The following is a 26,210-nucleotide window of genomic DNA, read 5'->3' on the forward strand; positions in this document are numbered from 1 at the left end:
CTTTCGCCGAGGGGTCGCAAGCGTAAATCCACTTCATAAAGCCTGCCAGTACTTGAAATTCCTGATAAAATTTGAATTAATTTATTCGCTAAACGAAGATAATATGCAGATGGCTCAATTTTAAGATTTTTATTATTTTGGTTTGCTTCAGCATCAAAATCATAAATAAACATCATATCTAAATCTGATTTGAAAGTCAGCTCATGCGAGCCAAATTTGCCGAGTGCCACCACCGCAAAATTGCCTTTTTCAACTTTACCAAAATTTTCTGATAAATCTTTTTCAATATATTCAATAAGTGTTTTGATAACTATTTCTGCGATATTTGAAAGATTGATAAATAATTCTTCGGAAGTAATTTGATCACGAATAAATTGAATTCCTACCTTAAATTTTCTATCATTTGCCCAGTTTTTTATTAGCTCAAAAATCTCATCATTGGAAATTGCAATATTAGAACTGGTTTTGGAAATATGCTCAGCAAGATTATTTTTTAGGTCGTTTTCATCCGGCATTGAGTCATAAAATTCTGAAGTCAGAACGAAATCCAGCAGGGTGTGATTTCTAGTTAAAGTCTCCGCAATTTCGGGGTAACCGCCCATTACGTCAGCAATTAACTCAATAATGCTCGGGTTGACATAAAGCATTGAAAAAATTTGCGTGCCAGTTGGCAAGCGGCTTAGAAACTCATCAAAGCGGATAAACCCCTCATCTGGATCAGGGCAAGCAGAAAAATTGGAAATTAAACTCGGCATTAATTTTGTAAGAACCGCTCTGGAGCGAGCTTTTATCGTGCAGTTATATCTGCCGTGATGCCAACCACGCACAATATCTGAAATTTTTTCAGGGTTATAAAACCCCATTTTTTTCAGGGTTTCTAAAGTATCTGGGTGATTTTCAGCGCCAGTAAAAATCAAACTTCCTTCTGCATCAGGCGTATTGCTTGCAAGTGAAGGCGAAGTTTCAAAAAGTTTTGAATAATGACCTCGCACTTTTTCAATATAATTTCTGAGCGTTTCTGTGAATTTTTTATAATCAGCAAAGCCACAGAAATTAGAGATTTTTTCAATGGCTGGAAGATTATCTGGTAGTCTGTGCGTTTGCTCGTCATTCACCATTTGCAGGCGATGTTCAACCATTCGATAAAAATTATAGGCCTCAGTTAATTCAGTTGCGATTTGAGTTGAAATTTCACCTTCTCTTGCAAGTTCCGTAAGGGCTTGAATGGTTTTCTTTTCTCGTAAATTTGGCTTTCTGCCACCCCAAATTAATTGCTGAGTTTGAGCATAAAATTCAATTTCACGAATTCCACCACGCCCAAGTTTTACATTGTAATTATATAGATTTTCATCAAGAATATTTTTAGTATCAATCTGCCTTTTTATGGAGTGGATATCTTCAATTGTCTCAAAATCTAGGCTTTTACGCCAGACATTTTTATCCATAAATTCAAAGAAAATTTTTATGGAATTTTCATCACCGCATATCGCACGAGATTTAATCATTGCGGCCCTTTCCCAGTTCTGCCCAACGGTGAAATAATATTTTTCAGCTTTAGCAAGTGAAACTGCAAGTGGGTTAGAAGCGGGATCAGGGCGAAGCCGCATATCTACCCTAAACACATAGCCATCTGCGGTTCTTCTGGCTAAAATATCTGTGAGTTCTTGTGCAAATTCTATATAAAATTGCTGGATAGTTTTTCTGCCGTGATGGGTAATTTTTTCATCTTCAAAAAATATAATTAAATCAATATCGCTAGAATAATTTAGCTCCCAAGAGCCGAGTTTTCCTATCGCAATCAAAACTAATCCTGTTTCAAAAAATGGATTTTCAGTGTTTTTTAAGGTGATAATTTTATTGTGATGAGCTTTTTTAAGCAGAAACTCTGCGGTTTTCATAACACATAAATCTGCAAATTTTGAGAGGTTTACCATTGCAATACTTGCATTGTCAAAATCATAAATCTCTTGATTAGCAATCAGCAAGCTCATTTTACGCTTTTCTATCCGAAGTTTTTCTTCAATCTCAGATTTATTTTCAAATTGTAATTTTGAAATTTCAGATATTTTTTGTTCAAAAATTTCTTGATAATTATTTTGTAAAATTTCTGCAAAAAACTGAGGAAAATCTATAATTACATCACTTAAATAAGGTGAGTTTGAGAAGATGGTATTTAGCTTTTTAAGGCTATTTTCTTTATAAAAAATCTCTCTGATTTCTGATGAATTTTCAATTTTTTCAAGCGATTTTTCTAACTTCTCACGATAAAGCAAAACCGCATTTTCATTATTTATTTTAGGAAAATATTTCATTTTTTACCAAATATGGATTTTAGTTATTCTGAATGAAGTTAAGAATCTAATTTAGATCTTTCGCTTTACTTAAGATAACAAAAGAATTTTAGTATATATCATTGCCTTTTTTACCAGAATGTCACCCCGCATTTATTGCGGGATTAACCATAAAACGCACTCTAAACTTAGGTTTAGAAACAATTTTAACCATTAACTCCGCAATAAATGCGGAGTGACAATTGGTGATTATGGAGCTTTATCTTGTGTATCTAAACAATGCAATTTTACTTCCATAATTTGACTCTTGAAACTTATCCAATAAACATTATAAACCACCCATAAACAAACTAAAAGTAAAAATGCCTAAAGTTTTAATCTCGGATAAATTATCTACACAAGCAAAGGAAATATTTGATAACAACGGAATAGTTGCTGATGTAAAAACCGGCTTAACACCAGAACAACTATCAGAAATCATCGGTGAATATGATGGGCTTGCGATTCGCTCCAGCACTAAAGTTACTAAAGAAATTTTGGCAAAGGCAAGCAAATTAAAAGTAGTTGGTAGAGCAGGAATTGGCGTTGATAATGTTGATATTCCATCAGCAACCGCAAAAGGCGTGGTGGTGATGAATACGCCTTTTGGAAATTCAATTACAACAGCAGAACACGCTATTGCTATGATGTTCTCAGTAGCTCGCCAATTACCAGTTGCAAGTGCCTCAACACACGCTGGCAAATGGGAAAAAAACCGCTTTATGGGAACTGAACTTGCCTTCAAAACGCTTGGTTTAATTGGTTGCGGCAATATTGGTTCTATTGTAGCCGATAGAGCTCAAGGGCTTAAAATGAGGGTTGCAGTTTATGATCCATATCTTTCTGATCAAAAAGCAGCTGATATGAATGTTGAGAAAGTTACCCTTGAAGATTTGTTAAAAAGGGCTGATTTTATATCTCTACACACGCCACTTAATGATCAAACTAGAAATATTTTATCAAAAGAAAATTTATCTAAAACCAAAAAAGGGGTAATTATCATAAATTGTGCAAGGGGCGGTTTGGTTGATGAATCCGCACTTGCGGAACTTATAAAATCTGGCCATATTGCAGGTGCAGGGTTTGATGTTTTTGAAAAAGAGCCAGCAACTGAAAACCCACTTTTCGGCTTAGAGCAAGTTGTTTGCACGCCTCACTTAGGGGCTTCTACAACTGAAGCTCAAGAAAATGTAGCGGTGCAAGTAGCAGAGCAAATCTGCGATTTCCTAAATAAAGGCTCAATCACCAATGCGGTGAATGTTGCTTCAGTTTCTGCGGAAGATGCAGCAAAACTCTCACCTTATGTAAAATTAGGTGAAGCATTAGGCAAGCTTGCAGGCCAAATTGTTGAAGGCGGAATTAACAAAGTTAATATTGATTTTGAAGGCAATGCTTCAACGCTAAACACAAAGCCAATTATTAGCATAATTCTAAAAGGCATTTTAGAAAATATCGTTGAAACAGTTAATGTTGTAAATGCTCCAGTAATTGCAAAAGAGAGGAATATCAAAGTTTCTGAAAGCAAAAGCCCAAGCAATAATCACTATGACACTTTAATAAGCGTTTTGGTGGAATCTGATAAAGGTTCTTTCACTTTCAAAGGGACAATCTTCAATAATAATCCAAGAATTGTTCAACTTGGCGAAGTAACGCTAGAGGCAAGCCTAAACAATAATATGCTTTATATTGAAAATGAAGATAAACCGGGCTTAATAGGTGGCATTGGTAAAGTTTTAGGTGATGAAAAAGTGAATATCGCTAATTTCAATTTGGGAAGGAATGAATCTAAAAAGAATGTTGCGGTGGCACTTGTTTCAGTTGATAGCGAAGTTTCAAATGAAGTAGTGAAAAAACTTTCCTCACTTCCAAGTGTTATAAAAGTTAGGGTTTTGAAGTTTTAATTATACTAACCAAAACCTCAGTTTTTTAACTGATTTTTCTAGATTTTTTAAGAACAAAATAGCTTTATAAGTTGAACCTAGCTTTATAAGTTTGAAGTTCTTGAAGGCAGTTTTTCTTTTTTGAAAAAAATCATTTATGTAAGTTGCATCTTCAATTTGAGGGTTTGCAAAAACCTCGTTGAATATTCTGAACGCTAAATTTATATGATTTCCGCCTTTTTCTAGGCATTTTTCAATTAAAATTTTTGCTTTATCTTTTCTACTTAGATTAGGTAAATCAATTTCAAAAATTTTAGAAAAAAGGCTGTTTTCAAAATCTAAATATTGATAATAAATATTCTCAGATTCATAGGAAAAAATATCTGAAGAAAAACTTGAAGAAGAAGTGGAATTACTGCCGGATCTAAATTTTGTTAATATTTCATCAATTATCTGAATTTCATATTTTGTGCAGATTCTAATCCACATATCAACATCTAATGCTATTTGATAGCGAGCATCAAAAGCACCCAGATTCTTGTAACATTCTGCCCTAACTAAAGCTGATGGATAACAGAGAGAATTGCCAATATTGAAAAAAAACTTTAGCCATTCAATATTATTTTTATTTGAAGCATTGTCAAAAACTCGTTGATAATTTTGTACGCTTTTTGAGGCAACTCCTTCTTCATTAATCACTAAAACTTTAGTAAAACAAGCACCACAATTTGGGTTTTCATCAAGATATTTAATTTGTTTTTCAAGTTTGGTTGGAAGCCAAATATCATCTGAGCTAATATGCGCTATATATTTCCCTTTTGCTAATGAAATCCCTTTATTTACAGATAAAACCATACCCATATTAACGGGGTTTTGAATAAATTTTATTCTGTCATCATTAAAAGATTTTATAATATCAACTGAATTATCATCTGAGATATTTTCCAGAATTATTAGCTCAAAATCCTTAAAAGTTTGATTTAAGATGCTTTTTATAGTTTCAGCAATGTAAGCTGCGTGGTTATAGGAAGTCAAAATTACGCTAATTTTTGGCATTCAAAATTAAGTTTTATGGGTTTTTGCTTTTATTTTTGTATCTTCTAATATAGTTTGTTGTAAATCAACCCAAAAATTATATTTATGCTAATGGAAGATAAAGAATTTCTTAAATGGCAAGAGGTTAGAAAACAAGGAAAACAAAAATATGCAATTAAAACAAGTTTAATTTGTTACTTTGCCGTTTTCACCCTATATTTTTTAGTTAATGGATATAACCATTACGAAAAGCTTGATAAATATCTAGCTTATAATTTAGGAAACTGGAAAAGTTTATTGCTTACTGCTTTCATAACAATTACTTTTCTATATTTTTCATGTATATTCTTTTGGCGTTTTAATGAAAAAAGATATAATGAAACTGAAAAAAACAAAAATTCTTAAACAACAATGCTTAAAGAACAGGATAAAATTTTCACAAATTTATATGGCTATCAGCCAGCAAATTTAGAGAGTGCTAAGAAAAGAGGCGATTGGAGCAACACTAAAGAAATTCTTGCTAAAGGTGCTGATAATATCATTGAAGAAGTTAAAGCTTCTGGCTTGCGTGGCAGGGGTGGTGCGGGTTTCAGCACTGGTATGAAATGGAGTTTTATGCCTAAAACTCCGCCATTAGATAAAAATGGCAATCCAAAGCCTTCATATTTAGTTATTAATGCTGATGAATCTGAGCCGGGAACTTGTAAAGATAGGGATATACTTCGTCATGATCCTCACAAATTAGTTGAAGGAGCTTTGATTGCAGGTTTTGCGATTCGCGCTAAGGCGGCATACATCTATATTCGTGGGGAATTTTATAATGAAGCAAGTGCTATTCAACAAGCCATTATTGAGGCTTATGAAGCTGGTTTAATCGGCAAAAATGCTTGCGGTTCAGGCTATGATTTTGATGTTTATTTGCACAGAGGGGCAGGTGCTTATATTTGCGGTGAGGAAACAGCTTTACTTGAAAGTTTAGAAGGCAAAAAAGGTCAGCCTCGCTTAAAACCTCCATTTCCAGCGGCGGCCGGGCTTTATGGTTGCCCAACAACTATTAATAATGTTGAAAGTATTTCAGTTGTTCCAACCATTTTACGAAGGGGTTCTGCTTGGTTTGCAGGGCTTGGCAAACCTAATAATACTGGCACAAAATTATTCTGCATTTCTGGTCATGTCAACAAACCTTGCAATGTTGAAGAAGAAATGGGAATTCCGCTTAAAGAGCTTATTGAAAAGCACGCAGGTGGGGTTATTGGTGGTTGGGATAATTTGAAGGCGATAATTCCGGGTGGTTCTTCAGTTCCAATGCTTCCAAAAGAAATTTGCGATACTATTACTATGGATTTTGATTCACTTCGTGCGGCTCAATCAGGGCTTGGAACTGCTGGCGTTATCGTGATGGATAAATCCACCGATGTAATTGGTGCAATTGAGAGACTAAGCCATTTTTATATGCACGAATCTTGCGGGCAATGCACGCCTTGTCGTGAGGGAACTGGCTGGATGTGGCGAATTATGAAAAGGCTTGTTAAGGGTGAGGCTGAAATTTCAGAAATTGATGATTTATTAAATATCACAAAACAAGTTGAAGGCCATACAATCTGTGCGTTAGGTGATGCGGCAGCTTGGCCAATTCAGGGCTTAATAAGGCATTTTAGGCACGAAATTGAAGATAGAATAAAATCTAACTACAAAAAAGTAGCGTAAATTAATGAATTTTTCCCCTCTCCCTTTCTAAAAGGGGGGGGTGATTAATCTTATTTTCGAAGAAAGTAGATTAAGCTGGGTGAGGGTGTTTAGATTTCCAGAATTCCTATGCCCCCACCCTAACCCTCCCCCGTAAACGGGAGAGGGGATTTTTCTCTAATAAAGTTTTAAGATAAAATGAAAGGTAAATTTATTACTTTTGAAGGTGGTGAGGGTAGTGGCAAAAGCTCTGTTTCTAGATATGTCTATGAAAAATTACGCTCAAAAAAACAGAATGTAATTCTCACTCGTGAACCGGGTGGCACTTTCAACGCTGAGAAAATCAGGGCAATTTTAGTTAATTCCTCTGATGAAAAACTTGAGCCAATCTCTGAATTATTACTCCATTATGCTGCAAGAGCCGAGCATTTTAATCAATTTATTCTGCCACATCTGAAAAAAAATTATATTGTTCTTTGCGATAGATTTTATGATTCAACCACAGCCTATCAAGGTTACGGCCATAAAATAGATTTGAAAATTATAAATCAAGTTAGAAAAATTGTTCTAGGAAATTTCAAGCCGAATTTAACTTTTATAATGAATATTAAAGCGGAAGATGGCTTAAAAAGAGCTACTTCAAGGCTATCTGCACAAGCAAGTACTGAAAGCAGATATGAAAATATGAATATTGCTTTTCACAAAAGATTAGAAAAAGGTTTTCTTGAAATTGCAAAAAAAGAGCCTAAAAGATGTTTATTAATTGATGCTTCACGAAAACTTGAAGTCGTTTGCGACGAAGTAATTAAAATTATTGAAAATAAGATTTAATTTACCAATATTATAATTCATTCCCGCAGAAGCGGGAATCATTAAAACAAAGTTGGATACCTGCTTTCGCAAGTATGAAGCAGGTTGGTGAAGCTATTAAAAAATTTAACCACAAAAATAAAATACAATGAACTTAGATATTATAAAAAAATTTATTCACCCAATTCATAAAGAAGGCTATATTTTTATAGCGATTTTCTTTGTGGCCTCGCTTTTCCTTTATTCCATCTGGGAATTTTTAGGCGTTATTGGCTTTGTTTTAACTGCTTGGTGTGTTTATTTTTTTCGTGATCCAGTTAGATATGTTCCTCAAAATGATGGTCTAATTGTTGCCCCTGCAGATGGCACTATAGTTATGATTAGTAAAGCAAAATTGCCTTCTGATTTAGATTCTGAAGATGATGAAGAAAAGACTCGTGTTAGTATTTTCCTTAGCGTTCTTGATGTACATGTTAACAGAATGCCGGTTGCTGGTGTGGTTGAAAAAATCAAATATCACGCTGGGAAATTTTTAAGTGCAGAAACTGATAAAGCGAGCGATGAAAATGAAAGAAATTCTATTCTTATAAAAACTGAAGATGGAAAAAATTTCGGTGTAGTGCAGATTGCTGGCTTAATTGCTAGAAGAATTGTTTGTGATGCTAAAGAGGGCAGGGAGTTTGCGAGAGGTGAGAGATATGGTATAATTCGCTTTGGAAGTAGGGTTGATATTTATATGCCACCTTCACTTGTTCCAAAAGTTGCAATTGGTCAAAAAGTAATTGGTGGTGAAACTATAATTGCTGAAGAAAAACCTATCACTGAAGAATTATCAGTTAGAGAGATTTAGAAAATTTTCTAAATCTTGAATTTTTTCAATGTTAGAGGTTTCAATTTCTTTTGCACCTCTTTTAATTAATCCTGAAAGAACCTTTCCAGCACCAATTTCCGTAGCTTTTGTTATTTGCAAAGTTTGAGCCATATATTCCACTGATTCCCTCCAGCGAACTCTGCCTGTTACTTGTTGCGTCAGTAAATTTTTTATTTCATTTACATCAGAAGTTATTTTAGCTGAAACATTTGCTATTACTGGCACAGCAGGAATATTTATATTTGTTTCAGCTAATGCTTGACGCATGATTTCTTGCGCTGGCTTCATTAGTGATGAGTGAAAAGGTGCAGAAACTGGCAGTTTTAGAAATCTTTTTGCCCCAAGCTCCTTTGCGATATTTTCTGCCTTGTCAATTCCGGCTACTGAGCCACTTATAACCACTTGACCATCTGAATTATCATTGGCAATTTCACAAGGCTCATCTGAAGAATTTGCCTGATTTGTCAGCTTCTCAACATTGGCAAAATCAAGCCCGATAACTGCCGCCATTGCACCCTTACCCTGCGGAACGGCCTGCTGCATTGACTTTCCACGAAGTTTTAGAAGCCTTGCACAATCTGATAAATTAAATGCACCCGCTGCACAAAGTGCGGTATATTCACCAAGTGAGTGGCCTGCGACATAATCAGAAAAATCATTCAGTTTTTTTCCTGATTGCTTTAATAATGTTCTTAATATTGCAATAGAAACCGCCATTAAAGCTGGCTGGGTGTTTTCAGTTAAGGTTAAATCTTCCGCACTACCTTCAAAAATAATTTTTGTTAAATTTTGGTTGAGAGCATTATCTACTTCCTGAAATACCTCTTTGGCTTCAATGAAATTATCATAAAAATCTTTACCCATTCCAACTATTTGAGAGCCTTGCCCCGGAAAAACAAATATTTTTTTAGACATAATTTTATTATAAATTTTGATTAGGTTTTATAAATAATTTATTGAATAACTCAACTTTATCTTTCAGTGCCAGCTTGAGAAATTAATTTCATTAACTCCCTTTGCAAATAATTTATTGATGCTTTCTGATGCGGAATTGGCTTGCCACAAATTGCGGTGATTTTCATTCTGAAATATCTTGGTAAAAATTTGAATTTATATTTTGGATCAAGATATTTTCTGCTGAAAATACTTCCCCATAAGCCGTAAATTGCGATAGGAATAACATTAACATCAGGGTTTTCTTTTAGAAGCCACTCAATGCCAAACTTAAACCTTGTTAAATAGCCTGAATAAGTTATCTGCCCTTCTGGAAAAATTGCAACTAAATCGCCTTGTTTAAGGGCTTCGGAAACATTTTCAATCATCTGCTTTACAGATTCCTTTTTAGCTCTAACTGGAATTGCACGATCCATTTTCATAAAATAATTAACAATCGGCGTGTTATAAATATCTTCATCAATTATAAATCTCATTTTGCGAGGCGAAGCACAATTCAAAATCAGCCCATCCATATAAGAAATATGATTTGCGATAATTATTGCAGGGCCTTTTGATGGAATATTTTCAAACCCAATATTATTGCAGGAATATAAAACCCGAACTAAAATTTTAGCCCCAATGCGGAAAAATTTTTCCAAGAATTTATTTATTAAATTAGCCATTTATAAATTACTTTAACAATTCATCTCTAGTGAAAATTGCCTCTAGTTCTATTCCCTCAAATTTGAGGTTTTCACTTGCACCTTCCTGCCTATCAACAATAGAAATTATTTTATTAACTTTACAACCAAGATTTTTAACAATCTCAACTGCTTTCATCGCTGAGCCGCCCTTAGTTGTAACATCTTCAAGAATTATAACTTCCTCACCTGCATTTAAGTTACAGCCTTCAATTAGCTGATTTGTGCCTCTATCTTTTTTCTCTTTACGAACATAAAAAGTTTTGAGCGAACGATTATTTTGAAAACTTAAAACGCAAACCGCAGAAACTATAGGGCAAGCTCCAAGTTCAAGACCACCAACTGCATTAATATTGCTTGGGATTTTATCCAAAACTAAACTCCCAGCCAAATTTGCTCCCTCTGCATCAAGAAGGGTGGTTTTAAGATCAAATAAATAATTGCTTTTAGCACCTGATGCTAAAGTAAAATCACCTTTTTTAAGGGATTTTTCTAAGATAATTTGTTTTAATCTTTCTTTTTTATTCATAATTATAAAACTAATTAATATTGTTTTTTGGGAATGCCTAATCTTTCACAATGATCAGAATATAATTGCATAATTTGTGCAGAAGTTTCCTCTACTGATTTTCTAGTAACATCAATCACTGGCCATAATTGCGAAGTGAAAATTCTACGAGATTGCTGAACTTCATCAACTATACTTTCAAGATTTACATAATTAGTATTTGATTGCTCATTGAGCGAGGAAAGGCGAGATTTTCTAATCTGACCAAGCCTTTCAGGCTGAATATATAAACCAACCACTAAAGGTTTTTCTAGCTTAAAAAGTGTTTCTGGTAAATCAACGCCATTAACAAAAGGCACATTAGCTGCATTCAACCCACGATATGCAAGATAAACACAAGTTGGCGTTTTGGAAGTTCTTGAAGCACCAACCAAAACAATATCGGCTTCTTCTAAGCTATCAGTTTCCGCGCCATCATCGTGGGCAAGCGTGAAGTGGATTGCATCAACTTTTTGAAAATATTCCTCATCTAATTCATATTGCTTGCCGGTTTGATATTTTGCCTCAACGCCGAAATAGCTTGAAAATTCTTTAATAACTTTATTGAGAACTGGAATACACGGGATTCTAAGCTTTCTGCAATGTTTTATTAGCATCGCTTGTAAATCTCTATCTATCACCGTGAATAAAACTGGCCCCGGAGATTCAGAGATTTCCTCACATACGCGTTGCATTTGCCCGGGGGTTCTAACTAAACTCCAAGTATGTTCTTCATAATCAATATTATCAAATTGGCTCATTGCCGAGCGAACAACGGAATTAACCGTTTCACCAGTTGAATCTGAAATTAAATGTATGTGATAATTCGCCATTTATAAAAAAGTTAATTCCCCCCTCTCCCTTTGGGAGAGGGTTGGGGTGGGGGCTGAACAGAAACCTGAAACCTCAAATTTTAAGATTTAAGATTTTTGGATTCTGAATCGCCCTCACCAGATTTTCTAAGCTCATTTTATTCGCTTGAAAATCTTGCCTCTACCAGTGGGAGAGGCGTAATATTATTAAAACTCATTAAAATTTATTATTTCTAGGGAAGCCTTCAGGGGCGAGTTTCCCTGCATCTGCACGATTCGCCAGCCAATATTTGAAGTTTTCAACTACAAATCGTCGCTCACCTTTATAATATTCAAGCCCAACAGATAAATCTACAAAAGTTAAATCACTTAATCCACCATCTTTGAATTTTTGCAAGCCAACGCCTTGACCGCGTTTCATCGCTGGAATTTGTTCAAGCGGAAAAATAATAATCTTGCGGTTTTCGCCGATAGTTGCGATGTGATTTGCGGTAATTTTTTTGCAAATTATAACTTTATCTTTCTCTTTAAGGTTCATAATTTGCTTACCAGATTTAGTGCTTGCGATTAAATCTGGTGCTTCAACTACAAAGCCTTTACCCGTTTTAGAAGCTAGAATATATTTTGCCGTTTCATCATAAGCAAATTTTGCGATGATTTCTTCCTCAGGTGCAATATCAAGAAGTAACGAAAGTGGATCACCAAAACCTTTACCACCGGGGATTTTATCAGCATTAAGCGTAAATGATTTTCCAAATGAGCTGAAGAACATTATTTTATCAGTGGTCTGAGCCTTGATAATTAAGCCTTCCTCATCACCTTCTTTATATTTAACTGACGATGTATCTAGATTATGCCCTTTGAAACTTCTTATCCAATTTAGTTTAGAAAGGACGATTGTAACTGGCTCTTTCTCAACAAAAGCCTCAATTGAAATAACATTATTTGCAAGTAATTTATGCGTAACTTGGGTTCTTCTTTTGCCTAGTTCCGTTTTGTTAGAGAATAATTTTTTGATTTCTTTAATATTATTTGCGATTTCTTTTTTCTGTTCGTCAGGATTTTTGAGTATTTCCTCAAGCCTAGATTTTTCTTCTTTTAGTGCTTTATTTTCGCTCTTAATTTCTATCTCTTCTAATTTACGAAGTGAACGCAAACGCATATTCAAAATTGCTTCTGCTTGATTATCAGTGAGCTTAAATTTTTTCATCATTACTTGTTTTGGCTCATCTTCTTCACGAATAATTCTTATAATTTCATCAAGATTTAGATATGCAATTAAAAATCCAGCCAAAATTTCAAGCCTAGCATTGATTTTATTTAAGCGATTTTGAGATTTTCTAATTAAAACTTCTTTTCTGTGATCTAAAAATGCAAGCAGAATATCTTTCAAACTCATCACTCTTGGCAGGCCGTTTGCATCAAGGGCGTTCAAATTCATATTATAACGAATTTCCAAATCGCTAGAACGAAACAGAGATTCCATAAGGATTTCTGCATCTATTGTGCGGTTTTTAGGCTCAATAATAATGCGAATATTTTCCGCTGATTCATCTTTGATATTTCCAACAAGTGGGATTTTTTTATTCTCTAAACTTTCCGCTAATTTCTCTAACAACCTAGATTTTTGGACTTGATAAGGGATTTCCGTTATAATAATTTGATAGCCACCTCTGCCAAGTTCCTCTCTCTCCCATTTACTTCGGAGGCGAAACGCTCCTTTTCCTTTTTCATAGGAAGAAATAATAGATTCCTCAGTTTCTATTATCTCCCCACCAGTTGGAAAATCAGGGGCTTTAACATAGCCCACTAAAGTTTTAACATCAGCATTGGGGTGCTTGATTAAATGTAATAATGCATCGCATAATTCATCAACATTATGCGGTGGAATTGCGGTTGCCATGCCAACTGCAATCCCTTCACTGCCATTTGCAAGCAGATTAGGGAAGTAAGCTGGCAGAATGCAAGGCTCTTCATCAAGCCCATCATAAGTTGGTTTGAAATTGACCGTTTCATTTTCAATATCTTGCAACATTAAGGTTGCAACTTCTGTCATACGGGCTTCTGTATAACGCATTGCAGCGGCGTTATCACCATCTACTGAGCCAAAATTGCCTTGCCCATCAACCAGAGGATAACGAACTGAGAAATTTTGAGCGAGCCTCACAAGTGCATCATAAACCGCAACATCTCCGTGCGGGTGATATTTACCAATCACATCACCAACCACCCTTGCACATTTTTTGTAACCGGATTTGGGATCAAGTTTAAGTTGGTGCATCGCCCATAAAATGCGTCTATGCACAGGTTTTAAGCCATCTCTAACATCTGGCAGAGAACGAGAAGTGATAGTTGAAAGTGCGTAAGCGAGATATTTTTCTGAAAGAATATCAGAAAAATTTCCCTCTAATAAAATTTCCTCTGTAGCTTTTTTAGACATTTTGATTTTGTAATTTTCTAGAGAATTTTTACTATAAAATAAAAATAATGCAAATAAACAAACCTGAAAATGTTATGCTTACGAATGAAGATTTTATTAAGTTTCTGCAAAGATTTTACTAATTGTCACCCCGCACTTGTTGCGGGGTTGATTACAAAACAAGCTAAAAACTTAGGTTTGGAAAGATTTTAGCCATTAACCCCGCAATAAATGCGGGGTGACAATTGGCAGTTAAGAATTAAAAATGTTTATTTAGCAATTCTTGAAAATGAAGGTGGTTATTGATTTTGTAAAGATTATCAGTGTTTATTTTATTTTCGGCAATAAAATTTGAAACATCAGCATCACCATATAAAATTGGAATGCAATTAGTGTTGATTGCAGCTTCAATATCAGTTTTGCTATCGCCTATCATCCAAACTTTGCTTGCAAAATCCGCCTCTAAAATTGTGCTTGAAGAAAGTGCAAGAAGTAGGGGCTCTTTGTGAGGTTTATCTTTTTCTGCATCACCTGCACCAACAATTTCATCAAAATAATGGGAAATGCCAAGATGATTAAGCTCATCACGCAAATATTTATTGGTTTTATTACTAACTATTGCAATATGAGCATCAAGGTTTTTAAGGGTTTTAAGAGTATTTTCAGCTTCTGGCAGAAGTTTAATTTCATCTAAATGGCACTCTAAAAAACTTTTATAGTAAATATCCCTAGCTTCCTCCCAGCGATTACCAAAGATTTTTGGAAAGGATTCTCGCAAAGAATGGTGGATATTTTCCCTGCCATTTTGCACATCTTCAAAACTCCACTCCTCCATTCCAAGCCCTTTGAAAGCCTTGTTGAGAGATTTGAAAATAACGCCCCAACTATCAGCTAGTGTGTTATCCCAATCTAGTAAAATGGCTTCTGGCTTGCCATATTTTTCAATAATTTTTTCAACTGGATGCATTAATTTTTTGTATTTTTCTTAGATTTTTTCTTTTGATTACGAAGGGCTTTTTCATCAAGGCCAGAGATTCCCATTCTTGCTTCAAGCTCTTTCATAACATCAGAGGGCTTAACTTTTTTTGCATAAAGTAAAACTAGCAAATGAAAAATCAAATCTGCGGATTCACTAATCACACGAGATCTATCCTCAGCTAGGCTTGCGATAATTGTTTCACCAGCTTCTTCCACTACTTTTTTTGAGATTTTTTTTACGCCACCACCAAGCAATGATGCAACATAAGATTTTTCTGGATCAGCATTTTTTTTATTATCAATAATTTGATAAATTTGGTTTAGAGTATCCATAAATTAGGAGTATTTTTACTATTTAGTTCTATTCAGAACGAAGTGAGCTAGCTCTTTTAATGTATCAGCATTTTTACCAAAAATTGCTAGATGAGAAATTGCTTGCTCAGTAAGAATTTTTGCCTGCTGTGTCGCCTTTTCAATTCCCATCACTGAAATATAAGTTCCTTTATTTGAGGATTTATCTTTCCTAGGTGTTCCATCATCATTAATTTCAGTGGTTGCATCCAGTAAATCATCAGTAATCTGGAAAACCAAGCCTAAATTTGAAGCGTATCCTCTTAGAGAATTCCTTGCATTCTTACCTGCTTTACCAAGAATCGCTCCAGCTTCACAAGAAACTTGGAATAATTGTCCTGTTTTTAAGCGTTGCAATCTAGTTATTTGTTCAACTGAAAGCGAGAGATTTTCAGACATTATATCTAGCATTTGTCCGCCAACCATTCCATTAACGCCAATTGCTTTTGCAAAAGCGTGAACTAAATCCGCACGAACAAAAGAATCTATGTGAGTTGTTTCATGAGATAAAACTTCAAATGCAAGTGTAAGCAAAGCATCGCCTGCTAAAATTGCGGTTGCTTCATCAAATTTAATATGACAACTTGGTTGCCCCCTTCTTTCATCATCGTCATCTAGGGCTGGAAGATCATCATGAATAAGTGAAAAACAATGAACAAATTCTATAGCGGCTGCAACTTGTAAAGCACAAGATTCACTAACACCAAATAAAGAAGCGGATTTCATAACTAAGAATGGGCGAACCCTTTTTCCTGAACCAAGTGCAGAATATCTCATTGCTTGAATAAGACGATTTTCACCGATTCTGCTTTCTGATTCTTCTGGCAATAATGCTTCCATTTTAGCATTAACTGCTTGTTCAACTTTTTGTAACTCTGAAAATAATTCCTGCATAGATGTAATTATATATGAAATTAAAAAGGCGGTAAAACCGCCTTTTTTTATTCGCTAAATCCAACCTCTTTCAACATAATATTTTTCAGCACCTTTGTGGAGTGGTGCTGTGTTGCCAGATTTAATAAGTTCTTTAGGCTCTAGGGTTGAAAAAACAGGGTGTAAAGTTTTGAAACCATCAAAATTATCAAAAACCGCCTTTACTAACTGATATATAATTTGCTGATCAACTGCTTCAGATGCAACGAAAGTTGCTTTAACACCAAAGGTTTTCACATCTGTATCATTACCATTATACATTCCACCCGGGATTGTTGTGTAAGCGTAGAATGGGAAGCGATTAACTAGCTTATCAATATCTGCATCATCAACTGGAATGATTTTTGCATTACAAGTTGTTGTAACTTCTTGAACTGCACCATTTGGGTGGCCAGCTGCGTAAATCATCACATCAATTTTATTATCGCAAAGTGCTTGTGCTTGATCAGATGCTTTAAGCTCAGAAGCAATTTTGAAATCAGCCATTTTCCAGCCTTTTACTGCCATTATAGCTTCCAAAGTTGCCCTTTGACCAGACCCCGGATTACCAATATTTACACGCTTACCTTTTATATCATCAAATTTTTTGATGCCTGAATCTTCTCTAGTAATAACCGTGAATGGCTCAGAGTGTAGAGAGAATAGCGAGCGAAGTTTTTTATCCGCACTTATGCTTTCAAAAGGCCCAGTTCCCATATATGAGTGATATTGCCAATCAGATTGAGCTATTGCAACATCTATATCGCCAGCTCTTAATGCATTTAGATTGTAGACTGAACCACCTGTTGATTCAACTGAGCAACGGATTCCATGTTCTTTTCTGCCTCTATTTACCAAACGACAAATTGCACCACCAGCTGGGTAATAAACGCCCGTAACGCCACCAGTTCCAATAGTTACATATTTATCAGCGGCGATAGCTGGGTTAAAACCAAAGAAAGTAAAAGATAGGAATGTCAAAGCGGCAAAACCAAGAATCTTAAAGGAAAATTTATTCATATTTATAATTAATAAAGTTTGAAAAATAATTATTAGGTTTGCGATGATATTAAAAGAATGATTATAATCAAGTAAAAAACTTTTCTTTGTATAAATTTTGTTTCTTGCTTTTTTAGAATTAGTATTTTCTGCGAAAATTTTTAGTTGCAACTAAGTAACATAGATATAATTTTATCAAACAAATAAGGGTAATTCTATCAACCTTATTAGAGAATGATACTTACTTATTTAATATGATTAAAACGAAATAAATAGAAAATTTTTACTTATGAAAGTTTTATGTGCCGTTAAAAGAGTTGTTGATTATAAAGTGAATGTTCGCCCTAAAGCTGATGAAACTGGCGTTGATATTGCAAATGTTAAAATGTCAATTAACCCTTTTGATGAAATCGCTGTTGAAGAAGCTGTTCGCCTAAAAGAGAAAGGTGTTGCAACAGAAGTTGTTGTGGTTTCAATCGGTGATGCAAAATCAGAGGAAATTATTAGGCAATCAATCGCAATCGGTGCTGATAGGGGGGTTTTAGTAACCGCTGATAAAGAAATTCAGCCTCTTTCTGCTGCAAAAATTCTGGCAAAAATTATTGAAAAAGAACAGCCTAAAATAGTAATTCTTGGCAAGCAAGCAATTGATGATGATTCAAACCAAACAGGTCAAATTTTAGCTGGTTTGCTTGGTTGGTCACAGGCAACTTTCGCAAGTGAAGTTAAAATTGAAGGCGAAAATGCAATAGTTACAAGGGAAGTTGATGGTGGTTTATTAACAATATCGGCAAAACTTCCAGCAATTATTACCACTGATTTAAGGCTTAATGAGCCACGCTATGTTAAACTTCCTGATATTATGAAGGCTCGAAGTAAGCCAATGGAAAAAATCGCCGTTGATAGTTTAGGCGTTGATATAAAACCTCGTTTCGAATCTATAAAATTCCAATCGCCAACTAAGAGATCAAAAGGAATTAAAGTTGCTAATGTTGATGATTTAATATCTCAATTAAAATCAAAGCAGGTTATATGAATAAAATAATCTCAATGCTTATTATATTTGTTTTTGCTTATTCAATTGCGTCTTGCAGGGCAAAAGGTGAGCTTCCAGAAGATGCGAAATGGATAGCAAATCACGGCAAAATTCATTTTGCTTACGCAGATGCATCTTACTTAAGAAGGGAAGTTGAGTTAAGGGAAATTGGTAAAATTATCTGCACTGAAATTCATAATCATGAAGATTATTGTCAAGTATATTTTTGGAGTAACGAATTAGAGGTTGTAACGGAACTTCCGGTTATTCAAAGGGGTAGCCTTTTTGCTATTTATGAAAAAAATGGCGAAGCGGTAAAATTAAAAAGATTAAAAGAGAGGCTGTAAGTTCTAGAGGCTAGGGGCTAGGTTCTAGGGGTTAGGGTTTTTCCTCCCTTTGGGAGAGGAAATATTTAATTCCCCTCTCCCTCCGGGAGAGGGGTAGGGGTGAGGGCTAAAAAAGAAATATTAATTAATTATCAAATAAATATGACAATACTTATATTAGCAGAGCACGATAATAAAAATCTCAATCCAAATACTAGAAATGTAGTTACAGCTGCAAGTAAAATTGGTGGTGATATTCACGTTCTAATTTTAGGAAATGGAGATTTGCAAAATATCGCAAATTCTGCTTCAAAAATCTCAGGAGTTGGTAAGGTTTTAGTTTCTGCAAATCCAGCCTTTGAGCATTTTTTAAGTGAGGCGCTTGCCCCAGCAATTAAAGAAATATCTGGGAATTATAATTATATCCTTGCTCCTGCAACAACTTTTGGAAAGGATATTCTGCCAAGAATTTCAGCTCTTTTAGATGTTCAACAAATTTCAGAAATCACGGAAGTTATTGATAAGCAAACCTTCAAACGCCCAATTTATGCGGGTAATGTTATTGCAACAATAAAAACTTCTGAAGCGAAAAATATCATTACTATAAGATGTTCAAATTTTGATAAAGCTGCTGAGGCAGGTAATGCACCTATTGAAAATATTAATCTTTCAGCGTCAAATAATTTAACTTCTTTCGTTCAGATTCAAAAAACTGAGAGTGCAAGGCCGGAGTTGACCTCCGCAAGAATAGTGGTTTCTGGTGGTAGGGGTGTTGGCTCAGGTGAAAATTTCAAAATTATTGAAGCCTTAGCAGATAAATTAAATGCGGCAGTTGGTGCATCTCGTGCGGCTGTTGATGCGGGTTTTGTTCCAAATGATTATCAAGTTGGTCAAACAGGTAAAATTGTTGCTCCAGAGCTTTATGTAGCGGTTGGAATTTCAGGAGCAATCCAACATTTAGCAGGCATGAAAGAAAGTAAAATTATAGTTGCAATTAACAAAGATGAAAATGCACCAATCTTTGAAGTTGCAGATTTTGGATTAGTTGCGGATTTATTCCAAGCAGTTCCAGAGTTAACCTCAAAATTATAGGTTAAATGCTTCATTATTTTCTCACACAATTTATTGATGAATTCAACTTCTTAAACCTATTTAAGTATATAAGTTTTAGAACTGGCGGAGCAATTTTTACCTCAATGATTTTCTGCTTTTTATTTGGTGGCAGAATTATAAACTGGTTAAAATCACAACAGCCAGAAGGCCAGCCAATCAGAGGTTGCGGGCCTGAAAGCCATTTGCTTACCAAAAAAGGTACGCCAACAATGGGCGGAATAATGATTTTATTCGCAGTATTTTTTTCTAGCATTTTATGGGTTGATATTACAAATAAATTTGTGTGGATAGTTTTATTTGTAACCCTCGGCTATGGCTTTATTGGTTTTCTTGATGATTATAAAAAACTTACTAAAAAAAATCACGCTGGTTTAAGGGGGAAACTAAAATTACTATTTCAGTTTTTAATAGCTTTAGTTGCGGTTTATTTTGTTTCAGTTAACACTCCTGAAAATATGAATACTCACCTTGCTTTGCCGTTTTTCAAAAATGTTTTGATTGATTTATCTTGGTTCTTTTTCGCTTTTGCTTGCTTTGTAATAATTGGTTCATCAAACGCTGTAAATTTAACTGATGGCTTAGATGGCCTTGCGATAGTGCCAGTTATGATTGCCGTTTGCTGTTTTGCATTAATTTCATATCTAGTTGGGAACGCAAAATATTCAGAATATTTGCAACTACATTCAGTGCCAGATGCGGGTGAAATCGCTGTAATATGTGGGGCAATTCTTGGGGCTGGGCTTGGGTTTTTATGGTATAATGCACCACCTGCACAAGTTTTTATGGGTGATACTGGAAGCCTCAGCCTTGGGGGCTTGCTTGGTATTATAAGCGTTATCACCAAACACGAAATAGTGCTTGCAATTGTTGGTGGATTATTTGTAATGGAAACATTATCCGTAATTATCCAAGTTTTTTACTTCAAAAGAACCGGTAAGAGGATTTTTTTAATGTCGCCAATTCACCATCATTTTGAGAAAAAAGGTTGGAGTGAATCAAAAATTGTTATAAGATTCTGGATAATTGCAGTTATATTTGCACTAATTGGGCTTGCAACGCTCAAATTGCGATAATTTTACAGGAAATTACGAAATTAATTCCTTTTACCTATGACAGAAAAAAAGGCAAAAAAGCCAATCAAAAAAACTGAAAAAAAGTCAGAAATTTCTGATAAAAAAGTTCAAAATAGCAAATCAGAAAAATCAATTTCACTGCCTGAATTACCCTCTTTAGAACAATTAAGCCCTGAGTATAAGAAAAAATTTGCCTCTGCAAATAATCCTTTTTTTGAAGCAATGATTAACGGAGTTTTTGTGCTTTCAAGCCAAGCAGAGGCCAATCAAAAACTACAAGATATAAAAAATAATTTTATAATTTCTGCAAAAAATTCTAAAGATGAAAATGGAATTATAAAGCTATGGTTGAAAAATTTTTCTATTAGCGAAGCAGAAGAAAAGGCAGGTTTTTTAGGTAATTACGCTAATATAAAAATTGTAGAGAATAAAAATAAATTCTCTCTTACGCTTGAAAAAATTGATACTGAACTCAAATTTCACCCGCAAAGAAAACGCCCTAATAGAAAGCACCCAGATTGGGGGCATCCTTGTTTAAGGCTTGTTAAAAAAGAAAAGATTTTTGAAAATTTAGAAGATGCACAGAAGGTACTACAACAACTTTTTGATGAATTCCCTCTGGTTTCAATTCTTAATCCAAGTAAATTATATATAATTTTATACAGCAAAATTTATCAACCACCAATTAAAAAATTTATTCTTGAAATAAAAGCTAATAAAACAGGTGGTTTTATTATTGAATATAAAGAAAATAATTATAATAAAAACCCTGAAGCTAAAAAATCTGAGGTAAAAACGGAAAATAAAACTTCTGAAAATCCTAAAAAAGGCTATTTTACTTCAAAAGTTGAGCTTAATAGAGTTAAGAAAAAACCTCAAAATAATCAGCAATTTGGTGGTTTTTCAAATAGAATTTCTATTCCTAATAGCGATAATAATTCTTGAGTGAAATGACAACAATTTTATATCATTATCCCATCTCCCCATTTTCTCGTAAAGTTAGGCTAATGCTTGCGGAAAAAGGTATTAACTTTGAACTCAAAACTGAAAATTTTTGGGAAAGACGAAGAAAATTTCTTGCGATGAATCCCGCTTCTCAAGTGCCAGTTTTGATTGAAGAAAACTACAATGATAAACCAATTTTGCTCTCTGAAAGCACCGCAATTTGCGAATATTTAGAAGAAAAATATCCCGAGCCGCAATTAATCGGAAGCGATATTTTAGAGCGTGCAGAAATTAGAAGGGTTTCAGGTTGGTTTAATAATAAATTTTATTACGAAGTTACAAAATATATCGTTGATGAAAAGGTTTATAAATTCCTCAGAAAGCAAGGTGAACCTAATTCTCACTATCTCAGAGCTGCAAAAAATAATATAATTGATCACCTAGATTATATTGCTTTTTTACTAAGAACAAGAAAGTGGCTTGCTGGTGAAAAGTTCAGTTTAGCTGATATTACAGCGGTTGCACAGCTTTCTGTTTTAGATTTTTTAGGTGATGTGCCTTGGGATCACAATCAGGAAGTCAAAGAATGGTATTGCGTGATAAAATCTCGCCCATCATTCCGCCAATTTTTTGATGACTATATTCCCGGCTTAGAGCCTTCTAAAAACTACAAATGCTTAGATTTTTAGGGTTTATAAGATAATTTATTTGCCTTAGACAAGCTATATCATCACTAGAGAAATTTTTTTAGTTTCTATCTATAATGCATAGTAATATTATAATTTTTAATAAAAATTATTCTTGACTAAAAATAAATTTGTTCAATTATAAATTGAAACTATAAATTTTTTTATGAAAAATCTACTTGCAATAGTAATTATTTTTTCACTAATTACATCTAGCTGTGCTAGTATTATAAGCAAAAGTCAGTGGCCAGTAAATTTTCAGAGTAATCCAGAAGGTTCTGATGTAAGTATAATTGATGAAAGTGGTAAAAAGCTATTTCAAGGCACTACCCCAACTCAGTTTGTTTTAGACTCATCAGATGGATTCTTCTCTCCTGCCAAATATGAAGTGAATTTTACAAAAAAGGGCTATAAAGAAGACAAAAAATTTATAAAGCCTACTATAAATGGTTGGTATATAGCAAATATACTTTTTGGAGGTCTGATTGGACTCTTAATAATTGACCCAGCAACGGGAGCAATGTATAAAATTAAAGAGGAAAATATCGTAGGTAATTTAAGCAAAAAAACAGCTTTTAATTATGTTACTAAGTCAACAATTAAATTATCAAGCGTTCCAGAAGCACTAAAACCTTACCTAATTAAATAATCAAAGTTTTTACTCTTTTTTGAGACTTAAAAAATTGCATTACTTCCCACGCATTTTTTGATAGGCTTCAAGTGCTTTGTTTCTACCTTTTTCCATCGGAATTATTGGTTCTGGATAATTTTTCCCAAGCTCAACACCTGCTGCTTTAAGAATTAGGGGGCTTGCAAGCCAAGGTTTATGTATAAATTCATTCGGCAAATGCTTTAATTCTGGAATCCATTTGCGAACATAGACGCCATAAGCATCAAATTTTTCGCCCTGCATAACGGGGTTAAAAATTCGGAAATAAGGGGCGGCATCAGCACCACTGCCAGAAACCCATTGCCAACTTGCAGAATTATTAGCAAGATCCGCATCAACTAAGCAATCCCAAAACCATTCCTCGCCATATTTCCAGTGCGTTAAAAGATGTTTTGTAAGTAGCGAGCCAACAATCATTCTAACGCGATTATGCATCCAGCCAGTATGCCAAAGCTCCCGCATTCCTGCGTCAATTATAGGGTAGCCAGTTTTACCTTTCTGCCATTTTTTTAGATTTTCTAAATTATCTTCCCAAGGGAAATTATCAAATTCGGCACGAAAATTTTTCTCAGGTAGTGAGGGGAAATTAAACATTAAATTATAAGAAAATTCTCGCCAATAAATCTCGCTAATAAATTTATTTATGCCATTAATTGAATTTGGATTTTTCTGCTTGAATAACTCACACGCATCTAAAATTTGATGAGGGCTTATCTGCCCAAAATGTAAGTAAGGTGAGAGTTTTGAGGTATTTTCAACATCAGGAAAATTTCTTTTCTCGTCATAATTTTCAACTAAATTTTCTAAGAAATTATATAGACGATTTTCAGCAGCACCTTCTGAAACTTGCCAATAATCATAAAATCCTTTAGCCCAATTTGGCTTTTTTGGCGTGAGATTAAGGCTTTCTAAGCTTTCAGAAAAAATATCTTTTTGAAATTTTTTATTTTGAGGCTTCGGCTTTTTTATAGAATTTCTTGGTATAAAATTTTTTAAGCAAGCCTTATAAAAATGTGTATAAACTTTGAAAAATTCTCTCGAGCCATTTTTAACTTCCCAAGGCTCAACCAAAAGTGCGGAGTTAAAATTTTCAACTGCGATATTTTGCTTGCTTAGAATATCAGAAATTTCAGAATCTCTTTTGTAATAATATGGCTCATAAAGCCTGTTATAGTATAGTTTTTCAATATTATTTTCAGCACAAATTTCTGGTATGATTTCTTCTGGATTTCCTTTTCTAATTATTAAATCAATATTGTAATTTTCTTTGAGGTTATTTGATAAATCTTGCAAAGCATAATGTAACCACCATTTTGAAGCACCGCCTAAAGCTCTAATTTTCTGTTTCTTTTCATCATCTAAAATATAAATTGCCGATGTGAATTTTGAATTTTCAATCGCGTTTTTAAGTGCGGGATTATCCGTAATTCTTAAATCTTGCCGAAACCAAACGAGTGAGTGATTCATATAAATTTATATTTTTTCAGAAAAATAAGCCTTATTCTCGTAATAAAAACATAATAAAAATTAATTAGGGAGTATTCACTAAACTTAAATTTTACCCCACTACACCCAGTATCTGTCACCCCGCATTTATTGCGAGGTTAATTGCAAAACACGCTCAAAAATTAGACTTAAAAACACTTTCAACCATTAACCCCGTGACAAGCACGGGGTGACATTTTTGGTTAATTTGGTAAAATCCATACTTAGTCATTACTCCTATTAATGAACCATATTTTTTATAACAAACTCCTCAAAGCATTTTGCAACCTTATCTGTATTTGAAATTTTTAGCAGAGATGCGTGGCTATTTTTTAATTTTGGCAGAGATTTTATAATCTTCAAATCTTTTGGAATCATATTTCTGGGTATAACTGAAACCCCTAATCCGGCTTTTACCGCGGCTAATTTACCTGCAAAACTTGGGCTTGAATATGAAATTCTATATTTAAGATTTGCTTTATCTAGAGCTTCAATTGCTCTGCTTCTATAAACGCAAGGTTTGGGGGCTAAAACGAGTGGAATCTTTTTTTTGTGATCAAAATTCTCAGCGAATTCTTCACTTGCAACCCATTCTAAATTTACATTCCAGATATTTACGCCATTTGGGAAATCCTCAGGCTTGCTCATCTTTAGTAGAACTAAATCAAATTTATTTTTCTTAAATTTTTCTAATAAATTAAGCGTTAAATCACATTCAACATTAATCATAACTTTTGGATAAGTTCTTGAAAACTCCGCAAGAACTTCTGAAAGAAAAAAAGTAGCAAAATCTTCAGGCAAGCCAAAACTAATCTCACCTTCAATTTCAGGCTCTTTAAGCTCATTTACCACTTGTTGATTTAAGCTGAAAATTTTGCGGGCATAATTAAGAAAAACCTCCCCCTGATGAGTTAGGGTGAGCGTCTTTTCCCGATTGAAAAGCCTAACTGAAAGTGATGATTCTAGCTTACTAATCTGCTGGCTAACGGCAGATTGAGTTCTGCCAATTTTGTTGCTTGCCTTAGTAAAACTGCCTGTTTCAGCAACTAGAATAAACATTTCAATAGTTAGTATATCTATGTTCATAAGAAAAACTTATAGCTGTTATTAATACTATTAAATTTCCTTTTATAAGCAAAACTAATATATAATAGGTAATCTATAAGATAAATTATAGACCATAACATTAAAAATCAACCAAAAAAGGACATTTATGAAAATTACTAAATCTAACATATTAAAAATTGCAGGTATCTGTGCTATTTTATTTGCAAGCTCTGAGATTGTAGCTGCTTCTAAAAAAGAAGATAAAGCTGATGATTTTATGAATAAATGGTTTGAGGCTGTAAGCTATGGCAGCCCTGATAAAGTTATTAAGCTATATAAAGAAGATTCTGTTTTACTTCCAACTTTAAGTAATGAAGTTCACGATTTACCTGAAGAAAGATTAGCTTACTTCAAAATGTTCACTGGATTACCTAATCTGAAAGGCACTATAAATGAGCTTCACACTAAAAAATTATCAGATAATGTTGTAAATAAATCCGGAATTTATACTTTTACATTTGAAAAAGATGGAAAAGAGGTTAAAGTTCCAGCAAGATTTAGT

At 34.2% G+C, this 26,210-nt stretch carries 26 protein-coding genes; 13 read left to right on the forward strand and 13 right to left on the reverse strand.

Annotated features, from left to right (window positions below; genetic code table 11):
• A partial coding sequence (locus SFT90_00975; GenBank protein ID MDX1949054.1) for a bifunctional [glutamine synthetase] adenylyltransferase/[glutamine synthetase]-adenylyl-L-tyrosine phosphorylase occupies positions 1-2,312 on the reverse strand: 2,312 nt, incomplete at its 3' end.
• Between the two features lie 341 nt (positions 2,313-2,653).
• Here SFT90_00975 and serA point away from each other — a divergent pair.
• Complete coding sequence (gene serA, locus SFT90_00980) at positions 2,654-4,231, forward strand: phosphoglycerate dehydrogenase (GenBank protein MDX1949055.1); 1,578 nt, start codon at positions 2,654-2,656, stop codon at positions 4,229-4,231.
• On the opposite strand, the gene SFT90_00985 is transcribed toward serA, so the two are convergent.
• Positions 4,232-5,266, reverse strand: a complete 1,035-nt coding sequence (locus tag SFT90_00985; protein ID MDX1949056.1) for a glycosyltransferase — start codon at positions 5,264-5,266, stop codon at positions 4,232-4,234.
• 90 nt (positions 5,267-5,356) lie between these two features.
• On the opposite strand from SFT90_00985, the gene SFT90_00990 reads away from it, so the two are divergent.
• From SFT90_00990 to SFT90_01005, 4 genes are all read left to right on the forward strand, one after another.
• On the forward strand, positions 5,357-5,650 hold the full coding sequence (locus tag SFT90_00990; GenBank protein MDX1949057.1) for a hypothetical protein: 294 nt from the start codon (positions 5,357-5,359) through the stop codon (positions 5,648-5,650).
• 6 nt (positions 5,651-5,656) lie between these two features.
• Complete coding sequence (nuoF, locus tag SFT90_00995) at positions 5,657-6,952, forward strand: NADH-quinone oxidoreductase subunit NuoF (GenBank protein ID MDX1949058.1); 1,296 nt, start codon at positions 5,657-5,659, stop codon at positions 6,950-6,952.
• 177 nt (positions 6,953-7,129) lie between these two features.
• Positions 7,130-7,762 carry a dTMP kinase gene (gene tmk, locus SFT90_01000; protein MDX1949059.1) on the forward strand — a complete coding sequence of 211 codons (633 nt, stop codon included), beginning with the start codon at positions 7,130-7,132 and terminating at the stop codon, positions 7,760-7,762.
• Positions 7,763-7,889: 127 nt separating this feature from the next.
• Positions 7,890-8,591: a phosphatidylserine decarboxylase gene (locus tag SFT90_01005; GenBank protein MDX1949060.1), complete on the forward strand. Its 702-nt coding sequence runs from the start codon at positions 7,890-7,892 to the stop codon at positions 8,589-8,591.
• On the opposite strand, the gene fabD is transcribed toward SFT90_01005, so the two are convergent.
• The 9 genes from fabD to SFT90_01050 form a co-directional block, all read right to left on the reverse strand.
• Positions 8,574-9,527 carry an ACP S-malonyltransferase gene (gene fabD / locus SFT90_01010; protein MDX1949061.1) on the reverse strand — a complete coding sequence of 318 codons (954 nt, stop codon included), beginning with the start codon at positions 9,525-9,527 and terminating at the stop codon, positions 8,574-8,576. The genes SFT90_01005 and fabD overlap by 18 nt on opposite strands.
• Before the next feature lie 56 nt (positions 9,528-9,583).
• Positions 9,584-10,231, reverse strand: a complete 648-nt coding sequence (locus SFT90_01015) for a 1-acyl-sn-glycerol-3-phosphate acyltransferase (protein ID MDX1949062.1) — start codon at positions 10,229-10,231, stop codon at positions 9,584-9,586.
• Positions 10,232-10,238: 7 nt separating this feature from the next.
• Positions 10,239-10,778 carry an orotate phosphoribosyltransferase gene (gene pyrE, locus SFT90_01020; protein MDX1949063.1) on the reverse strand — a complete coding sequence of 180 codons (540 nt, stop codon included), beginning with the start codon at positions 10,776-10,778 and terminating at the stop codon, positions 10,239-10,241.
• 14 nt (positions 10,779-10,792) lie between these two features.
• Complete coding sequence (locus SFT90_01025; protein MDX1949064.1) at positions 10,793-11,629, reverse strand: pyruvate, water dikinase regulatory protein; 837 nt, start codon at positions 11,627-11,629, stop codon at positions 10,793-10,795.
• A 196-nt stretch (positions 11,630-11,825) separates the two neighbouring features.
• The gene (gene parC / locus SFT90_01030; GenBank protein ID MDX1949065.1) at positions 11,826-14,048 is read right to left on the reverse strand and encodes a DNA topoisomerase IV subunit A; all 2,223 of its coding nucleotides are present in this window, start codon (positions 14,046-14,048) and stop codon (positions 11,826-11,828) included.
• A gap of 238 nt (positions 14,049-14,286) precedes the next feature.
• Complete coding sequence (locus SFT90_01035; protein ID MDX1949066.1) at positions 14,287-14,994, reverse strand: HAD-IA family hydrolase; 708 nt, start codon at positions 14,992-14,994, stop codon at positions 14,287-14,289.
• Positions 14,994-15,338: a phosphoribosyl-ATP diphosphatase gene (locus tag SFT90_01040; GenBank protein MDX1949067.1), complete on the reverse strand. Its 345-nt coding sequence runs from the start codon at positions 15,336-15,338 to the stop codon at positions 14,994-14,996. The genes SFT90_01035 and SFT90_01040 overlap by 1 nt, the downstream gene beginning before the upstream one ends.
• An 18-nt stretch (positions 15,339-15,356) precedes the next feature.
• Entirely contained in the window at positions 15,357-16,250 is an 894-nt protein-coding gene (locus tag SFT90_01045) for a polyprenyl synthetase family protein (protein ID MDX1949068.1), read from the reverse strand.
• Positions 16,251-16,304: 54 nt separating this feature from the next.
• Positions 16,305-17,288 (reverse strand): TAXI family TRAP transporter solute-binding subunit, encoded by a 984-nt coding sequence (locus tag SFT90_01050; protein MDX1949069.1) that lies wholly within the window; start codon positions 17,286-17,288, stop codon positions 16,305-16,307.
• A gap of 268 nt (positions 17,289-17,556) precedes the next feature.
• On the opposite strand from SFT90_01050, the gene SFT90_01055 reads away from it, so the two are divergent.
• From SFT90_01055 to SFT90_01085, 7 genes are all read left to right on the forward strand, one after another.
• Positions 17,557-18,303 (forward strand): electron transfer flavoprotein subunit beta/FixA family protein, encoded by a 747-nt coding sequence (locus SFT90_01055; GenBank protein MDX1949070.1) that lies wholly within the window; start codon positions 17,557-17,559, stop codon positions 18,301-18,303.
• Positions 18,300-18,650 (forward strand): hypothetical protein, encoded by a 351-nt coding sequence (locus tag SFT90_01060; protein ID MDX1949071.1) that lies wholly within the window; start codon positions 18,300-18,302, stop codon positions 18,648-18,650. Before SFT90_01055 ends, SFT90_01060 begins: the two co-directional genes overlap by 4 nt.
• Before the next feature lie 141 nt (positions 18,651-18,791).
• The gene (locus tag SFT90_01065; protein ID MDX1949072.1) at positions 18,792-19,721 is read left to right on the forward strand and encodes an FAD-binding protein; all 930 of its coding nucleotides are present in this window, start codon (positions 18,792-18,794) and stop codon (positions 19,719-19,721) included.
• Between the two features lie 5 nt (positions 19,722-19,726).
• A complete protein-coding gene (gene mraY, locus SFT90_01070; protein ID MDX1949073.1) occupies positions 19,727-20,815 on the forward strand; it encodes a phospho-N-acetylmuramoyl-pentapeptide-transferase in 1,089 nt (362 codons plus the stop codon).
• A gap of 36 nt (positions 20,816-20,851) precedes the next feature.
• Entirely contained in the window at positions 20,852-21,760 is a 909-nt protein-coding gene (locus tag SFT90_01075; GenBank protein ID MDX1949074.1) for a hypothetical protein, read from the forward strand.
• A 5-nt stretch (positions 21,761-21,765) separates the two neighbouring features.
• Positions 21,766-22,449 (forward strand): glutathione S-transferase family protein, encoded by a 684-nt coding sequence (locus tag SFT90_01080; GenBank protein MDX1949075.1) that lies wholly within the window; start codon positions 21,766-21,768, stop codon positions 22,447-22,449.
• A gap of 163 nt (positions 22,450-22,612) precedes the next feature.
• The gene (locus SFT90_01085; protein MDX1949076.1) at positions 22,613-23,095 is read left to right on the forward strand and encodes a hypothetical protein; all 483 of its coding nucleotides are present in this window, start codon (positions 22,613-22,615) and stop codon (positions 23,093-23,095) included.
• 39 nt (positions 23,096-23,134) lie between these two features.
• Here the strand turns inward: SFT90_01085 and SFT90_01090 are convergent, their stop codons facing one another.
• Together SFT90_01090 and SFT90_01095 are read right to left on the reverse strand one after the other, a co-directional pair.
• On the reverse strand, positions 23,135-24,583 hold the full coding sequence (locus SFT90_01090; GenBank protein MDX1949077.1) for a deoxyribodipyrimidine photo-lyase: 1,449 nt from the start codon (positions 24,581-24,583) through the stop codon (positions 23,135-23,137).
• A gap of 258 nt (positions 24,584-24,841) precedes the next feature.
• Complete coding sequence (locus SFT90_01095; GenBank protein MDX1949078.1) at positions 24,842-25,687, reverse strand: LysR substrate-binding domain-containing protein; 846 nt, start codon at positions 25,685-25,687, stop codon at positions 24,842-24,844.
• Positions 25,688-25,814: 127 nt separating this feature from the next.
• On the opposite strand from SFT90_01095, the gene SFT90_01100 reads away from it, so the two are divergent.
• On the forward strand, positions 25,815-26,210 hold a 396-nt coding region (locus SFT90_01100; GenBank protein ID MDX1949079.1), incomplete at its 3' end, for a DUF4440 domain-containing protein.

Source organism: Rickettsiales bacterium, from assembly GCA_033762595.1.
Classification (GTDB): Bacteria; Pseudomonadota; Alphaproteobacteria; order Rickettsiales; family UBA8987; genus JANPLD01.

Excerpts from the sequence above, each read along its gene's own strand:
- SFT90_00985 (MDX1949056.1), bottom strand. The coding sequence starts at position 5,266 with ATGCCAAAAATTAGCGTAATTTTGACTTCCTATAACCACGCAGCTTAC.
- SFT90_01055 (MDX1949070.1), top strand. The coding sequence starts at position 17,557 with ATGAAAGTTTTATGTGCCGTTAAAAGAGTTGTTGATTATAAAGTGAAT.
- SFT90_01080 (MDX1949075.1), top strand. The coding sequence starts at position 21,766 with ATGACAACAATTTTATATCATTATCCCATCTCCCCATTTTCTCGTAAA.
- SFT90_01015 (MDX1949062.1), bottom strand. The coding sequence starts at position 10,231 with ATGGCTAATTTAATAAATAAATTCTTGGAAAAATTTTTCCGCATTGGG.
- SFT90_01065 (MDX1949072.1), top strand. The coding sequence starts at position 18,792 with ATGACAATACTTATATTAGCAGAGCACGATAATAAAAATCTCAATCCA.
- SFT90_00990 (MDX1949057.1), top strand. The coding sequence starts at position 5,357 with ATGGAAGATAAAGAATTTCTTAAATGGCAAGAGGTTAGAAAACAAGGA.
- SFT90_01085 (MDX1949076.1), top strand. The coding sequence starts at position 22,613 with ATGAAAAATCTACTTGCAATAGTAATTATTTTTTCACTAATTACATCT.
- SFT90_01035 (MDX1949066.1), bottom strand. The coding sequence starts at position 14,994 with ATGCATCCAGTTGAAAAAATTATTGAAAAATATGGCAAGCCAGAAGCC.
- pyrE (MDX1949063.1), bottom strand. The coding sequence starts at position 10,778 with ATGAATAAAAAAGAAAGATTAAAACAAATTATCTTAGAAAAATCCCTT.
- serA (MDX1949055.1), top strand. The coding sequence starts at position 2,654 with ATGCCTAAAGTTTTAATCTCGGATAAATTATCTACACAAGCAAAGGAA.
- fabD (MDX1949061.1), bottom strand. The coding sequence starts at position 9,527 with ATGTCTAAAAAAATATTTGTTTTTCCGGGGCAAGGCTCTCAAATAGTT.
- SFT90_01025 (MDX1949064.1), bottom strand. The coding sequence starts at position 11,629 with ATGGCGAATTATCACATACATTTAATTTCAGATTCAACTGGTGAAACG.
- SFT90_01050 (MDX1949069.1), bottom strand. The coding sequence starts at position 17,288 with ATGAATAAATTTTCCTTTAAGATTCTTGGTTTTGCCGCTTTGACATTC.
- mraY (MDX1949073.1), top strand. The coding sequence starts at position 19,727 with ATGCTTCATTATTTTCTCACACAATTTATTGATGAATTCAACTTCTTA.
- SFT90_01095 (MDX1949078.1), bottom strand. The coding sequence starts at position 25,687 with ATGAACATAGATATACTAACTATTGAAATGTTTATTCTAGTTGCTGAA.
- SFT90_01060 (MDX1949071.1), top strand. The coding sequence starts at position 18,300 with ATGAATAAAATAATCTCAATGCTTATTATATTTGTTTTTGCTTATTCA.
- parC (MDX1949065.1), bottom strand. The coding sequence starts at position 14,048 with ATGTCTAAAAAAGCTACAGAGGAAATTTTATTAGAGGGAAATTTTTCT.
- nuoF (MDX1949058.1), top strand. The coding sequence starts at position 5,657 with ATGCTTAAAGAACAGGATAAAATTTTCACAAATTTATATGGCTATCAG.
- tmk (MDX1949059.1), top strand. The coding sequence starts at position 7,130 with ATGAAAGGTAAATTTATTACTTTTGAAGGTGGTGAGGGTAGTGGCAAA.
- SFT90_01040 (MDX1949067.1), bottom strand. The coding sequence starts at position 15,338 with ATGGATACTCTAAACCAAATTTATCAAATTATTGATAATAAAAAAAAT.
- SFT90_01075 (MDX1949074.1), top strand. The coding sequence starts at position 20,852 with ATGACAGAAAAAAAGGCAAAAAAGCCAATCAAAAAAACTGAAAAAAAG.
- SFT90_01090 (MDX1949077.1), bottom strand. The coding sequence starts at position 24,583 with ATGAATCACTCACTCGTTTGGTTTCGGCAAGATTTAAGAATTACGGAT.
- SFT90_01005 (MDX1949060.1), top strand. The coding sequence starts at position 7,890 with ATGAACTTAGATATTATAAAAAAATTTATTCACCCAATTCATAAAGAA.
- SFT90_01045 (MDX1949068.1), bottom strand. The coding sequence starts at position 16,250 with ATGCAGGAATTATTTTCAGAGTTACAAAAAGTTGAACAAGCAGTTAAT.